Origin of the sequence: Thiomicrorhabdus immobilis (assembly GCF_021654855.1) — a bacterium.
Taxonomy (GTDB): domain Bacteria; phylum Pseudomonadota; class Gammaproteobacteria; order Thiomicrospirales; family Thiomicrospiraceae; genus Thiomicrorhabdus; species Thiomicrorhabdus immobilis.
In genome coordinates, this window is record NZ_AP024202.1 from 517,342 (window position 1) to 531,522 (window position 14,181).

Annotated in this window: 14 protein-coding genes and 2 tRNA genes; 10 read left to right on the forward strand and 6 right to left on the reverse strand. The window is 43.8% G+C overall.

Features of this window, described 5'->3' with window-relative positions; all coding sequences use genetic code 11:
* Positions 1-253 precede the first annotated feature (253 nt).
* From L6421_RS02230 to L6421_RS02265, 8 genes are all read left to right on the forward strand, one after another.
* Entirely contained in the window at positions 254-2,044 is a 1,791-nt protein-coding gene (locus L6421_RS02230) for a tetratricopeptide repeat protein (RefSeq protein WP_237262689.1), read from the forward strand.
* Between the two features lie 104 nt (positions 2,045-2,148).
* Positions 2,149-2,223, forward strand: a tRNA-Gln gene (locus L6421_RS02235).
* A gap of 51 nt (positions 2,224-2,274) precedes the next feature.
* Complete coding sequence (locus tag L6421_RS02240; RefSeq protein WP_237262698.1) at positions 2,275-3,231, forward strand: ribose-phosphate pyrophosphokinase; 957 nt, start codon at positions 2,275-2,277, stop codon at positions 3,229-3,231.
* 301 nt (positions 3,232-3,532) lie between these two features.
* Complete coding sequence (locus L6421_RS02245; protein WP_237262718.1) at positions 3,533-4,120, forward strand: 50S ribosomal protein L25/general stress protein Ctc; 588 nt, start codon at positions 3,533-3,535, stop codon at positions 4,118-4,120.
* Between the two features lie 58 nt (positions 4,121-4,178).
* Complete coding sequence (gene pth / locus L6421_RS02250; RefSeq protein ID WP_237262728.1) at positions 4,179-4,754, forward strand: aminoacyl-tRNA hydrolase; 576 nt, start codon at positions 4,179-4,181, stop codon at positions 4,752-4,754.
* Positions 4,755-4,845: 91 nt separating this feature from the next.
* On the forward strand, positions 4,846-5,937 hold the full coding sequence (gene ychF / locus L6421_RS02255) for a redox-regulated ATPase YchF (RefSeq protein WP_237262744.1): 1,092 nt from the start codon (positions 4,846-4,848) through the stop codon (positions 5,935-5,937).
* Between the two features lie 118 nt (positions 5,938-6,055).
* Positions 6,056-6,132 (forward strand) — tRNA-Met (locus L6421_RS02260).
* An 84-nt stretch (positions 6,133-6,216) separates the two neighbouring features.
* A complete protein-coding gene (locus L6421_RS02265; RefSeq protein WP_237262747.1) occupies positions 6,217-6,780 on the forward strand; it encodes a hypothetical protein in 564 nt (187 codons plus the stop codon).
* Between the two features lie 98 nt (positions 6,781-6,878).
* Here L6421_RS02265 and L6421_RS02270 read toward each other — a convergent pair whose 3' ends face one another.
* The 6 genes from L6421_RS02270 to hslU all read right to left on the reverse strand — a co-directional run bounded on the left by L6421_RS02270 (position 6,879) and on the right by hslU (position 12,478).
* Entirely contained in the window at positions 6,879-7,409 is a 531-nt protein-coding gene (locus L6421_RS02270; RefSeq protein ID WP_237262756.1) for a thioredoxin fold domain-containing protein, read from the reverse strand.
* 216 nt (positions 7,410-7,625) lie between these two features.
* Positions 7,626-9,239 carry a ubiquinone biosynthesis regulatory protein kinase UbiB gene (ubiB, locus tag L6421_RS02275; protein ID WP_237262764.1) on the reverse strand — a complete coding sequence of 538 codons (1,614 nt, stop codon included), beginning with the start codon at positions 9,237-9,239 and terminating at the stop codon, positions 7,626-7,628.
* A gap of 24 nt (positions 9,240-9,263) precedes the next feature.
* On the reverse strand, positions 9,264-9,872 hold the full coding sequence (locus L6421_RS02280) for a ubiquinone biosynthesis accessory factor UbiJ (protein WP_237262766.1): 609 nt from the start codon (positions 9,870-9,872) through the stop codon (positions 9,264-9,266).
* A gap of 51 nt (positions 9,873-9,923) precedes the next feature.
* A complete protein-coding gene (gene ubiE, locus L6421_RS02285) occupies positions 9,924-10,676 on the reverse strand; it encodes a bifunctional demethylmenaquinone methyltransferase/2-methoxy-6-polyprenyl-1,4-benzoquinol methylase UbiE (RefSeq protein WP_237262770.1) in 753 nt (250 codons plus the stop codon).
* A gap of 75 nt (positions 10,677-10,751) precedes the next feature.
* Entirely contained in the window at positions 10,752-11,138 is a 387-nt protein-coding gene (locus L6421_RS02290) for a gamma-butyrobetaine hydroxylase family protein (protein WP_237262772.1), read from the reverse strand.
* A gap of 11 nt (positions 11,139-11,149) precedes the next feature.
* Entirely contained in the window at positions 11,150-12,478 is a 1,329-nt protein-coding gene (gene hslU / locus L6421_RS02295; RefSeq protein ID WP_311195302.1) for an ATP-dependent protease ATPase subunit HslU, read from the reverse strand.
* Between the two features lie 140 nt (positions 12,479-12,618).
* Between hslU and dapF the strand changes: the two genes are divergently transcribed.
* Both dapF and L6421_RS02305 read left to right on the forward strand, forming a co-directional pair.
* The gene (gene dapF / locus L6421_RS02300; RefSeq protein ID WP_311195288.1) at positions 12,619-13,482 is read left to right on the forward strand and encodes a diaminopimelate epimerase; all 864 of its coding nucleotides are present in this window, start codon (positions 12,619-12,621) and stop codon (positions 13,480-13,482) included.
* On the forward strand, positions 13,483-14,181 hold the full coding sequence (locus L6421_RS02305; protein ID WP_237262775.1) for a DUF484 family protein: 699 nt from the start codon (positions 13,483-13,485) through the stop codon (positions 14,179-14,181).

Consider the following 14,181-nt stretch of genomic DNA (forward strand, 5'->3'; position numbering starts at 1 on the left):
CAGGCCATAAAGGAATCGTTGCTGAACAACGAAGCCATTTTGTATCGGTTTTTAAATTTAAAAGTAAATAAGCTTAGTCGAATTATGCGGGGAGATTCTCGCAAATTAACCTCGAAATGTCCTAGAATGTGAAGCATTATTGATTGTTTTTTTAAGGAATAATCCGACTGTGCATCAATTTGGCTTCAAATTCAATCCGCTGGCAAAAGCGAGTAAGGTGATGAATCTAACTTTGGATAAAAGAGCATCCTTTATGCAACCAAGATCGGCAGTGGTCAAATGGAGCTTTTTTGCCGGGCTGGCATTGATTTTGTCCGGTTGTGCTTTGACTTCAGAACTCAAAGAGAATGAATCAACGACGGCGGATATTGAAAAACAAACAGTGGTTGAAACACCAGCAGAAAAAGATTCAGCAGCAATAAAATATACCAAGTTGGACTCGCCTACCATGTTCGAGATCTTGGCGGCTGAAATGATGGTGCAAAAAGGTCAAATGGCTCCCGCGTTTGAGATTCTTTACCCTCTAGCGCAAAAAACACAAGATAAGGCGCTTGCCGAACGTGTTTTTCAAATCTCAATGGCCACTTATGATATAGACAATATTGAAAAAGCCACCGAGCTTTGGAGAACGGTTTCACCTGAATCCGCAGTCGCTTGGCGCGCCTCTTTTTTATTGTCGTTAAGAAACAATCAAATCCCTTTGGCCTTAGAACAGTGGGAAACCTTTCACTCGTTATCGAAAACGGATCTGTATGAAGATTTAACCACCTCGGTGGGTAAGGTGGTCGCAAGTGTTCCCAAAGATGCGGGGCTTGAGTTTTTCCGGAAGTTGTCTGAAAAATATGACCAGGCCTGGTCGTCTTATTACGCTTTGGCCATGGCTGCGGCAGTTTACCAAGAGCCACAAATCGGTATTTCAGCCGTGGAGAAAGCCAGGTCTCTTCTTCCACGGTCCGAACGAAAAACCTCTGAATCACAGATTTACCACTTGATGTCAAAACTCTATTTACTGGGAGAGGAACCTTTAAAAGGTATTGAGGCTTTAGAATCTTATGTGGATGAGAATCCCCAGGATTTGTTGCTGCAAGAGCGTTTTGCAAGGTTGCAAGTGCAAGCTAAACAATATGAGGCAGCTGAACAGCGTTACCAGTCTATTATTAAAGCAGAGCCTAAGGCTTATACCTCTCGGCTTTCTTTAGCATTGATTCAATTGGAGCGTAAAGCTTTTGATGAAGCTGAACAGAATTTACTTAAAGTGATTGAAGAGCCGTCTTATATCGCTGTCGGAAATTATTACTTGGGTATTCTCTACCAGGACAGTAATCGTTTTAAACTTGCCGAAACGGCCTTTAAGAAAGTGGTTTCGCCTAGCTATTATGTAGATGCTCAATTACATCTGTCTGAGATTTATTTTGCGCAGGGAAATGCCTCCAAAGCCTATGCAACACTTGACGCGATGCCGGTGACGGATAAGCTGGATAGAATCAAGGTGTTGCGTGCTAAGGCGATATTTTATGGGGCGGAAGCCAAATATTTCTCGGCGATCGATTTGTATGATCAAGCGTTGAAGATCGAACCGAATAATATAGATGTACTTAAAGCGCAGTCGATGTTGTTTTTTAAAGTTGAAAAGTTCACCGAGTATGAGGCCAATTTACTCAAAGTCTTGAAGCAGGATGACAATGATGTGGATGTGTTGAATGCTTTAGGGTATTTCTATGTAGAGCAGCATGTTAAGCTTGAGCAAGCCTATACCTTGTTAACAAAGGCTTTGTCGCTATCTCCGGATAGTTACTATATCTTGGATAGTCTGGGTTGGTACTACTACCAGCTTAAACAATACGACCAAGCTTTGGATTATCTTAATAAAGCATTTAAAGTAGAAGAAGATGAAGAGGTGTTGATTCATCTGGTGACTGCTTATTGGCACAATAATCAAATTAACCGAGCGAAATCATTATGGCAAAAATATCATCAGAAATTTTCGCAAAATGAAAGAGTTCAGAATTTAATCAATGAGTTGGAGTTGAAAGGAAGTCAGTAGTAGGGGGCTTTATGAATTTTTTTTAACAAACTTGAGTTTTTTTTCTTGAACTTGTTAGAAATAAATGGATAATACGCACCTGTCTTTAACGACATCGATATTAAAGGGCTGTAGCCAAGCGGTAAGGCATCTGGTTTTGATCCAGTGTACCGCAGGTTCGAATCCTGCCAGCCCTGCCAATATCCTTCCGAATTCTCAAGTCATTTTTTCCTCGAACAGGAGCGCCTTAAATGGCTAACAAAAATGTCATGATCTTTGCAGGTAATGCAAATGTCAGTCTCGCTGAAAAAATCTCTCAATATCTCGACATCCCTTTAGGTAAAGCCGATGTAGGCCGTTTTAGTGATGGCGAAATCATGGTGGAAATTAAAGAATCCGTTCGTGGTCAAGATGTTTACGTTCTACAACCAACCTGTACGCCAGAACCAGCCGTCAACTTAATGGAAATGCTGGTGATGATTGACGCACTTAAACGTGCCTCAGCAGCGCGTATTACCGCAGTTATCCCATATTATGGTTTTGCACGTCAAGATCGTCGTCCTTATTCAGCTCGTGTACCAATTACAGCACGTCTAGCGGCAGATATGATTACTGCGGCCGGTGCTAACCGTGTGGTAACGGTTGATTTACACTCAGACCAGATTCAAGGTTTCTTTGATATCCCTGTGGATAACATCTATGGATCTCCTTTATTGGTTGAAGATATGCATGCCAACTGTGATTTGGCCAATACCACGATTGTCTCTCCGGATATGGGTGGGGTAGTCCGTGCCAGAGCTGTTGCAAAATCAATTGATGCCGATATGGCCATCATTGATAAGCGTCGTCCTAAAGCGAACGTGGCTCAAGTCATGAATATCATCGGTGACATCGAAGGCAAAGATTGTATTATCGTCGATGATATGGTCGATACAGCGGGCACTTTATGTAAAGCGGCTCAAGCTTTGATGGATCGTGGTGCAAACAGCGTTTCGGCCTATGTAGTACATGCCGTACTTTCTGGACCAGCGGTTGAAAACATCAAAAACTCTGTGTTGAAAGAATTGGTGGTAACGGATTCTATCCCAGAGAGTGCTGAAGCGAAAGCTTGCGATAAAATCCGTCGTGTGAGTATCTCTAGTATGCTAGGTGAAACGATTCGTCGCGTAAACTTGGAGGAGTCGGTGACTGCTCTAATGCAGCACTAAGATTCTTTTTGGTTTATTGGAAAAGCACTCTTTTTAGGGTGCTTTTTTGTTTTTATGGTTTAGAAAAAATATTTATGGTTTTAACGTCAGCGTTATATGAGCTTTATATTGCCTTTGATTCATGCGTTTGAGTAAGCTAAATACTCAATAAAAAGAGTGGTAAATTGTTGAGTTTTAAGTATAATGCCCGCTTCCCTCATGTTTGGTCGCGAACGTGAGATGTTTTAATTTAGTGGTTTGAATAGGCGATTAAGCCCTACGTATCGATAAAATACGAAAACTGCATATTTGGAGAATAATTATGAGCCAGAATTGGACAGCAGAAATCCGTACTGAAGAAGGGAAAGGTGCGAGCCGCCGCCTTCGTCACGCGGGTAAAGTACCAGCAATCATTTACGGTGCTGGAAAAGATGCAGTATCTGTATCTTTTGCAGGAAACTTCATTAAGAAAGCATTTCAAGACAACGATAACTTCAACACGGTTTTAACTGTTGAAGTTGCTGGTGGTGCTTCTGAATCTTGTGTTGTTAAAGACGTTCAGCGTCACCCAGCTACAGGTGAAGTTTCACACATCGATTTCCAGCGCGCTGGTACTGAAAACAAACTTACTAAGAAAATCCCTCTTAACTTCGTTGGTAAAGCGATCGCTCCTGGTGTTAAAGCCGGTGGTCTTATGTCTTTCCTACAGTCTACTGTTGAAGTTAGCTGTTTAGCTAAAGACCTACCTACTAAGCTTGATGTTGATGTTTCATCAATGGAAGCGGGTACAAGTATGCGTCTTTCTGAATTAACAGTTCCTGCTGGTGTTATCATCACTGCACTTTCTCACGGAAATGCGGATTATGACCAAGCGGTTGTTAACATTGGTAAACCAAAGCGTAAAGGTTAATTAGTATTGAGGTAACACTCAAAACTAGTTGAATTTACTGTAAAGAGAGCCGGCGTTTATGTCATCTGTTCAATTAATTGTTGGCCTGGGTAATCCAGGCGATAAATATGAGCAGACCCGACATAACGCCGGTTTTTGGTTTGTGGACGAAGTTGCTAGACAATATGGTGTAGAGTTCCGTCCAGAAACCAAATTTCTCGGTTTTGCCGCCAGGGTTCAATCCAATGGATTGGACTTCTGGTTGCTCAAGCCTACTACGTTTATGAATCGTAGTGGCCAATCGATTCAAGCGTTGGCTAAGTTCTACAAAATCCCGGTTGAATCGATTCTTGTGGTGCACGATGAGTTGGATCTTCCTGCCGGAGTGGCGAAACTCAAAGTAGGTGGTGGTCATGGAGGTCACAATGGCCTGCGAGATACCATTGCCGCCATGGGTAAAGAGTTTATGCGCTTGCGCTTAGGTGTTGGACACCCAGGACATAAAGACTTGGTTGTGGATTATGTGTTAAAGAATCCTTCAAAATCCGATCGCCAATTAATCGACGATGCCAGTTATGCCGCTAGCAAGGTGGTACCGGATTTGGTTAAGGGTGACTTAGCTAAAGCAATGCAAGAGCTGCACACCAAAGCATAATCTTGAGTCATGGCCAATGATGTCATTGAGCTGCTCAAACAATCAAAATTTCAAACTATTCAAATTACATTCCGTTTTCAGGAGACACAGCATGGCTATCAAATGCGGTATCGTAGGATTACCAAACGTCGGTAAATCAACTTTGTTTAATGCATTAACTAACGCGGGCATTGAATCTGCAAACTATCCATTTTGCACTATCGAGCCAAACGTCGGTGTGGTGCCTGTACCTGACGCCCGTGAAAAAGCGTTGGCGGAAATTGTTAACCCTGAACGTGTACTTTCAGCCACGGTAGATTTTATGGATATCGCGGGCTTGGTGGAAGGGGCTTCCAAAGGTGAAGGTCTAGGGAATAAGTTCCTGGCAAACATCCGTGAAACCGATGCGATTGTGCAGGTGGTACGTTGTTTTGAAAACGACGACATTGTGCATGTTGCAGGCAAGGTTGATCCTCTAAGCGATATTGAAATCATCAATATGGAACTGATTCTTGCAGATATGGAATCAATTGATAAAGCCATTCAAAAAGTTCAGCGTATTGCGAAAAGTGGTGATAAAGAGGCTTCAGCACGTTTGGCTTTATTGCAAAAAGTGTCAGCTGAAATTGAAACGGGTAAATTGGTTCGTTTGATTGGCCTTAATGAAGATGAGCTTAAGGAATTAAGTGACTTACACTTGTTGACAGTTAAGCCAATGATGTATGTGGCTAATGTCAACGAGAATGGGTTTGAAAACAACCCGTTGCTGGATTCAGTGAGAGCTTTAGCCGAAGAACAGGGTGCATCTGTGGTAGCGATTTGTGCCTCTTTGGAAGAAGAGATTGCCCAATTGGATGATGAAGATAAGGCGGATTTCTTGGAAGAGATGGGGCAAGATGAGCCTGGCCTAAACCGTGTGATTCGTGCTGGTTACGAGTTGCTTGGGCTACAGACTTATTTTACCGCCGGTGTTAAAGAAGTGCGCGCTTGGACGGTTAAGAAAGGCGCGACCGCACCTCAAGCGGCAGGTGTGATTCACACAGACTTCGAAAAAGGCTTTATCCGTGCAGAAGTTACCGCCTATGAAGATTTTGTTCAATACAAAGGCGATGCCGGAGCGAAAGCGGCTGGTAAACAACGTCTAGAAGGTAAAGAGTACATCGTGCAAGACGGAGACGTCATGCATTTCAGATTTAACGTATAAATCTGATTCTTGTTGAGTCATTAAGTTACCAGGCCTGATAGATTGTAAAAAAATTGTCAAATAGTCGTGCGATTAGGTTGACATATTTCTCTCAGGTTTTATAATACGCGCACATTTTGGCTACATAGCTCAGCTGGTTAGAGCACATCACTCATAATGATGGGGTCCCAGGTTCAAATCCCGGTGTAGCCACCATATTTTAAAGCCCGTACTTATTCATTAAGTACGGGCTTTTTTGTTTTTGGTATGATGGTTTCTATTTTTATTAGGTTTTAGTCGATGAATAGTGTTCGTATTGTATTGTTTTCTTGGTTTGCTTTATATAGCTACCAGGCCTGGTCGTTTGCTGAGCCGTGTCAGTTAGTGGCGCAAATGGCGGGTAATAATGAATATCAACAGCAGCCAACACGTATTGCGAGCCTGAACTCGGCGCAGCAGCTTCCTAAGCAATGGAACCTTCAATTATTGGAGAACCATGGTGCTTGGTATGTTTATCAAACGGAAAAGCCTTGGTTCAGCAAAGAGGGCTGTGCGCCATTAACCAAAAAGTCGTCACTTGATGGTTCAACGGTTTTGTTTATGCCGGTTTTACTGAATAAAAAAACCGGACATAATGCGGTGATTACCGGTACATTTATTATAAAAACCTACCGTCAACGTGACTTGGCTAAGGTGGTCAATCGTTACCGTTTTATGCCGATGAGCCCATTACCTAATCCAAATTCGATGATTGTGGATGTGAAGCCTACTCAGTCGTATGATTTGTTGATACAAGCGCTGGATAGAGATAAAGACGTTGAGTTGGCCTTGCCGCTTTTAAGTGAGCCGCATCCAAAGCGTTAAACAATCGTTAACTCAAACATCAAATAGCATAAAACAAAAGGCCTCTAAATTAAGAGGCCTTTGTTTGTTAATGGGGTTTGATAGCTTTAAAAAGTGAATCAGTATTCGATTTTGCTCTCTTCAACCATTTTGTAGATGTCCACACGTTTGTCATTCCCCAAGGCTTTTAGGCCCTGGTTAATCGCTTTTTCTAGATTGCCTGGATAGAACTCTTCCAAGGTTAAACCCAAAATAGGTTCAGCAATCAAATCGCCTTTAGAGTTGTAAACATAAGTGGTTGGAGCCACTTTGACTTTTTGGGATGGCGCGAAGCTTTTCATCTCAATAGCCTGGCCTGAAAAGTCCTTCATCTGCCAGTGCGCCTTATCCATAACGATTTGTCTGAACTCGGCATAGTTTTCGATATCAGTTCTTTCTAGAAGAGGGTGGATAATGTTCTCTTCCAGTTTCTTGCAATAGTTACACCAGGTAGCCGTAAAGAAAACCACAACCGGTATATTGTGTTTTTCCGCGGTTTTACCGGCTTTCTGTAAGTCGACGGCAAGCGGTAAAATCTCGCCTGCCTTGACGTTGGTCATGGAAAATAGCAGAGCCGCAGAAAGGCTTAAGCTTAATAGTTTTGACATCATCTGAAGGCTCCTAAATTTATGAATATGTTTTGTCTGTTGTTTAACGCTTAATAGTGACATCTTTGTAAATTACAATGGCTTTAAGGATTCTTTTAACAAATACACGTAAATCAGTCGCCGTCATGCAATGCTGAAAATAACGGTGTAGTTGCTTTGTGCCAGGCCTATTAGGTTTAAAAAATCCTGAATTTTTGTAGCTTGCTAGGAACCTTTAAATTACTTTTTAATTAAAAATAATCCACCAGTAATCAGTAACCCAAGCTGAATCCAGTCTTGGTATTGCGATTCCATTGGCAGCAACAAACCGAATAGAATCAGAACAAAACCAATCGCTCTTTGGCGTTGTTGGCGATTCTGTTGTTCAAGTTGTTTTTCAATTTTGGCAATCTGTTGCGATTGAATGCTCAGACCTTGATGCGATAATTTATTCAAAGTGCTGTAGAGTAGGCCAGGTATCTCTGGCGCTTGCTCCATCCAGAACGGTAAATTGCTTTTGATTTTCTTGGCTAAGCCTTTTGGCCCAACACGTTCTTGCATCCAATCTTCTAGGAACGGTTTTGCGGTATCCCATAGATCCAATTCATCATCCAGCTGTCGGCCTAAACCTTCAATATTGAGTAAAGTCTTCTGCAATAATACCAGTTGCGGTTGTACCTCCATACCAAAGCGGCGTGCAGTTTGGAACAGACGCATCAGCACTAAACCAAAAGAGATCTCTTTCAGTGGTCTATCCCAAATGGGCTCACAGACCGAGCGAATCGCCGACTCCAATTCATTCACTCGAGTCTCTCTTGGCACCCATTCCGATTCGATGTGCAGTTCAGATACACGCAGATAATCGCGGTTAAAGAACGCTAAAAAGTTCTCTGCCAAATAACGCTGGTCTTCAGGGGTTAAGGTGCCCATAATCCCAAAGTCGATGGCGGCATAACGGCCGTCAGGCAACACAAAGATATTTCCTGGATGCATATCGGCATGGAAGAAGTTGTGCTTGAAAACCTGTGTGAAGAAGATGATGACCCCTTTGGCACTCAAATCGGTTAAATCAATCCCGGCTTCAATCAGTTTTTCGGTTTCGCTGATACGGATTCCTCGAATGCGCTCCATGGTCATGACACTTTCAGAGGTGTGTGACCAATAGACTTCAGGCACATACAATAAATCAGAGCCTTCAAAGTTACGCTTTAGTTGGCCGGCATTCGCGGCTTCCCGAATCATATCGAGTTCATCGAGAATGGTTTTTTCGAATTCGGCCACCACTTCAACCGGGTGCAAACGGCGTGCTATCTTAACCGCCGCCTCGAGCAGTTTTGCCAGACTGAACATAATGGAAACATCTTGCTCAATGACGGGTTTGATGTCTGGACGAACCACTTTAACCACCACTTCAGTACCCGAATGCAAGGTCGCTTCGTGCACCTGGGCAATCGAAGCCGAAGCCATTGGTACCGGATTAAAGCTGGAAAAAGCCTCTTCTACCGATTGATTCAGACCTTTTTCAATCAACGCCAATGAGTGGTTTTCATCAAATGGCGGGCAGTCATCTTGCAGTTTGGCGAGTTCAAGGGAGATATCGTGCGGTAATAAGTCCTTACGGGTGGATAACGCTTGTCCGAATTTAATGAAAATGGGCCCAAGTTCCTCTAAAGAGAGGCGAATGCGCTCTCCACGTGAAGCATTTGAACGCACACTCCAGTTCCACGGAAAGATTTTGTTTACCAGAATGAGCCAAGCATATTTGGTATCGGTCAAAATCATCTTATCGATTTGGTAGTGGGTGAGTACACGGTTGATTTTGATGATGCGCGAGATTTTTTTAAATAGCTTCATGGATTTCTGTCTTATGGAAGGGGGTTATTGATGATTATTGACAAGCGTTTCGATACGCTCGGCCATCTGCTGGACGTCGTTGTTGATTTGCTCAACGTCTTTCACAAAATGCTCAACTTGATTGCGGGTTGGCAAGGCATTGATTTCAAATTGCAGGTATTCACGCAGGGTATCGCCCGCATATTGTTTGGCGTTTTGTTTTCGTTCAAGCAAAGAGCGGACACCGTGCCCAATTTTAAACGCGACTAAATCACCGGTGTAATGTGACAGGTGTTCTTCCCAATCGATTTCCAAGTGGCTGATTGCGTTTATGAACTGTTGTGCAAGCTGTTGGTCGCCAGCGGTGATTTTCGCGGTCAGGTCATGGCTAAACGGTAGGCTAAGCAGTTCAGAAATATCGGTTTGAATCGCAGCGTCAGCAACACCGGCCAGCTCTCGTTGAACAGCAATGCTTCTTTGGTTGATCAGGCAGAATAAGGTTTGCTGAAACGGTGTAATGGTAATGGCAATCACTTTAGCGTCCAAGGCATCAAAAGCTTGTCCTTTTTCCTCATCTAAATAAATGGCGGTATTCACCGCTATCTCAAAAGATTTTGAAAACGTAATATCTACCAGGCCTGGTTGTTTAGTCATAACATAAGTCCAAATTTAAATTGCCGCTTGAGTTAATACCTTTCTAAATAATCAATATTTCCAGGCGCGGTGGAGAGCCACGATGCCTTCGCTCATATTGATGTATTCGGCTTTATCAAATCCAGCATCCAGCATCATCTGCTTAAGTGTCTCTTGGTCCGGGTGCATACGAATCGATTCGGCTAAATACTGGTAGCTGGCTTCGTCATCGGCAATGAATTTACCCATTTTCGGCAGGATATTAAAAGAGTAGAAGTCATACAGTTTTGCCAACATGGGTTGAGTGACTTTGGAAAACTCCAAGACCATCAATTGTCCACCTGGTTTCAACACTCGGCATAACTCTTCAAGCGCCTTGTCTTTATTGGTGACGTTGCGTAATCCGAAGGCAATGGTCGCTACATCAAAAGTGTTATCGGGAAAACCCAGGGCTTCGGCATTGGTGATGGTGTAATCCACATTGCCCACAATCCCTTCGTTGATTAAGCGGTCGCGGCCAACACGAACCATGCTCTCGTTGATATCGGCCAAAACCACCTTTCCATCTTTACCCACACGTTTAGCAAACGCTTTGGTCAGGTCACCCGTACCGCCCGCTAAATCCAACACGGTATGCCCAGGACGTACACCACTTAATTCAATGGTTTTACGTTTCCAAATTCGGTGAATTCCCATCGACATCACATCGTTCATAATGTCGTAGTTGCCTGCTACCGAGTCAAAAACGCCTTTGACCTTTTTGACTTTTTCTTCTAACGGAACTTCCGTAAATCCAAAATCGATGGTTTTTTTATCTTGACTCATAACAGAACCTTTTTAGTGTGAGCACAATGTGAGTGTGGTTAGTATTCGTTGGTTTGGCTTGATATCAAAGCGATTCTATGTATTTTTAATACTCTGCTTCAACTTGTCCAATTCTGGATGTTGATGGCCGGCGCGCATCACACGGCGCAGATAATCCACCCAATAATCTTGTTGGTGTTTGCCTAAATCGTAAAGACGTTCCCAGGTATAAAGTCCGGTATCGTGGCCATCATCAAAATGCAGTTTTACCGCGTAGTTGCCCACTGGGGTGATATCGGCAATATTGACATCCTGTTTGTCCAATTGCAGTACTTCTTGACCAGGGGTGTGGCCGGTTACTTCGGCCGACTGTGAGTAAACCCGCAAGAATTCACAGCTGAAGCTAAACTCCTCTCCGCTATCAAAAGCCACATCTAGCGTTTTTGATTTTTGATGAAGTTTAATATCAGTAGGATGTGGCATAAAATCAACCGTTACAGAATATATTGTGATAAATCTTGGTCAACCGCCAGTTCACCTAGGCGTTCGTCAACCATAGCCGCATTCACCACGATATTGGCCCCAGGCATGGTCGGCGCTTCGAAAGAGACATCTTCCAATAAACGCTCAAGAACCGTGTGCAAACGGCGCGCTCCGATGTTCTCGGTACTCTCGTTAACCTGGTAAGCGATTTCCGCCAAACGCTGAATACCATCTTCAGTAAAGCTTAAATCGACCCCTTCGGTTTTCAGCAGGGCGATGGCTTGCGTGGTTAATGCGGCTTTTGGCTCGGTTAGGATGCGGACAAAATCCTCAACACGTAATGACTTCAATTCCACACGAATCGGTAAACGACCTTGCAACTCAGGAATTAAATCCGAAGGTTTAGATAGGTGGAACGCACCCGAGGCGATAAATAGGATATGGTCGGTTTTAATCATGCCATACTTGGTTGAAACCGTACTGCCTTCAATAAGAGGTAATAGGTCACGTTGAACTCCTTCTCGTGACACTTCACCGCCACCAGCATCCTGGCGTTTGGCAACCTTATCGATTTCATCGATAAACACAATACCGTTTTGCTCAACACTCTCTATCGCTTGGGTTTTGATGTCTTCTTCATTCACCAAACGCTGCGCCTCTTCTTCGGTTAAGGCTTTAAGCGCTTTTTTAATGCTGAGTTTACGTTTCTCTTTTTTGTTTTTACCTAAGCCTTCAAACATGCCTTGCAGTTGTTGCGTCATCTCTTCCATGCCTGGAGCGCCTAAGATTTCGACATGCGCGGGTGCCGCAGCTAGGTCGATTTCGATCTCTTTATCATCCAGGTCTCCCTCACGCAGGCGTTTACGGAATTTTTGACGAGTCTCTGACATATTGTCATAACTCTCTTCTTCACGACCGCGAGCCGGTGGCAACAGAATGTCTAAAATACGCTCTTCGGCTTTATCTTCGGCTTGACGCTGGACATTTTTGATGGCGTTTTCACGCATCATTTTCACCGCGCTTTCGGCTAAATCGCGAATGATCGAATCGACATCTCGGCCGACATAACCGACTTCGGTAAACTTGGTCGCTTCGATTTTCAAAAACGGTGCATTCGCCAATTTGGCTAAACGGCGGGCAATTTCAGTTTTACCCACCCCGGTCGGACCAATCATCAGAATGTTTTTTGGAGTGACTTCCGTACGTAGATCATCAGACAATTGACTGCGTCGCCAGCGGTTACGCAGGGCAATGGCAACCGCACGTTTGGCTTCGGCCTGACCAACAATATGAGAATCTAAACTATGAACGATTTCTTTTGGTGTCATCATCGAAAAAATGGTCCTTAAAAATTTATATGAAAATAAAGCCAACATTATAAAGGAAAAGTCCTCGCTTTGTGTGTAGATGGTTTGCGTATCGACTACATGCGTGATAAATTCAGCGCTATATAAAAACCAGCACAATTTTAAGGATAAACATGTCAGTTCAATCTATTGATACAGGGGTAGTGCAACCAACCATTAAGTTCACCAAGATGCAGGGGTTGGGAAATGACTTTATGGTGATCGATGCGATCCATCAGTCAGTCGAGTTCAGTGTCGACAAAATCCAGCTGTGGTCGGATAGACATTTTGGGATTGGCTTTGATCAACTGTTGGTGGTCGAGCAAGCGAGCCAAGCGGGGGTGGATTTTCGTTACCGCATTTTTAATGCAGATGGTTCAGAAGTTCAGCAGTGCGGCAATGGCGCGCGTTGTTTTGCACGTTTTGTGTATGACAAAGGTCTGACCGATAAAACCGAAATCAAGGTGGAAACCGCATCCGGTGTGATTGTGCTTTATATTGAAGCGCAGGGTTTGGTACGTGTGAATATGGGGCTGCCCAATTTTGAACCCAGCAGCCTGCCTTTTTTGGCTTACAGCAGACAAGATGAGTATGCGTTGAGTGTTTTGGGTGAAACTTTATTGATTGGTGCCGTTTCAATGGGCAATCCTCATGCGGTCTTACCGGTGGATGATATCAACAGCGCACCGGTCGAAAAGTTTGGCGCTGCGATAGAGTCCCATTCCAGTTTCCCTGAAAGGGTGAATGTGGGTTTTGCTCAACGAGTCGACCGTAATCATATTCGGCTGAGAGTCTATGAACGTGGCGCGGCAGAAACCTTGGCTTGCGGGACCGGAGCTTGTGCGGCAATGGTGGTGTTAAGGCAGTGGCAACAAGTGGATGATGATGTGACCGTCAGTTTGCCTGGCGGAGATTTATTGATTCAATGGAATGGTCAGGCAGGCTCTCCAGTATGGATGAGTGGACCGGCGGTCACGGTCTTTGAAGGAGAGATTTAAATGAGTAATAGTGCAGTCACAGGCCCTTTAAGCAAAACTAAGATTTCTGCAGAGGAAGTCGCCAATTATTTGAACCAGAACCCAAAGTTTTTTCATGTTTTCCCAAGACTGTTAGACGATTTGAGCATACCGCATCCAAAATCGGGTCAAGCGGTTTCCTTATTGGAAAGACAGGTTTTTCAACTTCGTGAACAGCGTGATACCTTAAAGATTGAAGTGGATAATCTGGTGAACGTGGCGACTGAAAACGGCCAACTGTTTTATAAGGTTCAACAGTTTACCAAGGCGTTGATGGCCACCCAGAGTGAGCAGGCTTTGGTCTCCGCGGTTTATGAACAGATGCATGATTTGTTTGAAGTCGACCAGGTGGCGATGGTGTCATGGGATGTGCCTAAAACCAGTTTAGAGGGCATAACCCAATTAGGTGTCAGTCAATCTTGGTCGGACGCCTTGAAAACGTCACTTAAACCGCATAAGCCGGTGTGCGGTTTATTAGAGAACGAGTGGCAAATTGGCTTGTTCCATACTTCCGAAGCGATGCAATCTGTCTGTTTATTGCCAATGGGTGATGATGCGGTTTGGGGGGTATTGGCTTTGGGGAGTAAAACCAATCGTTTTCATCCAGATTTAGGCACTTATTTCTTGAATATGATGGCGGAATTGATTGGTGCCCGCCTTAATCCGTTGTTTGAAAAGTAG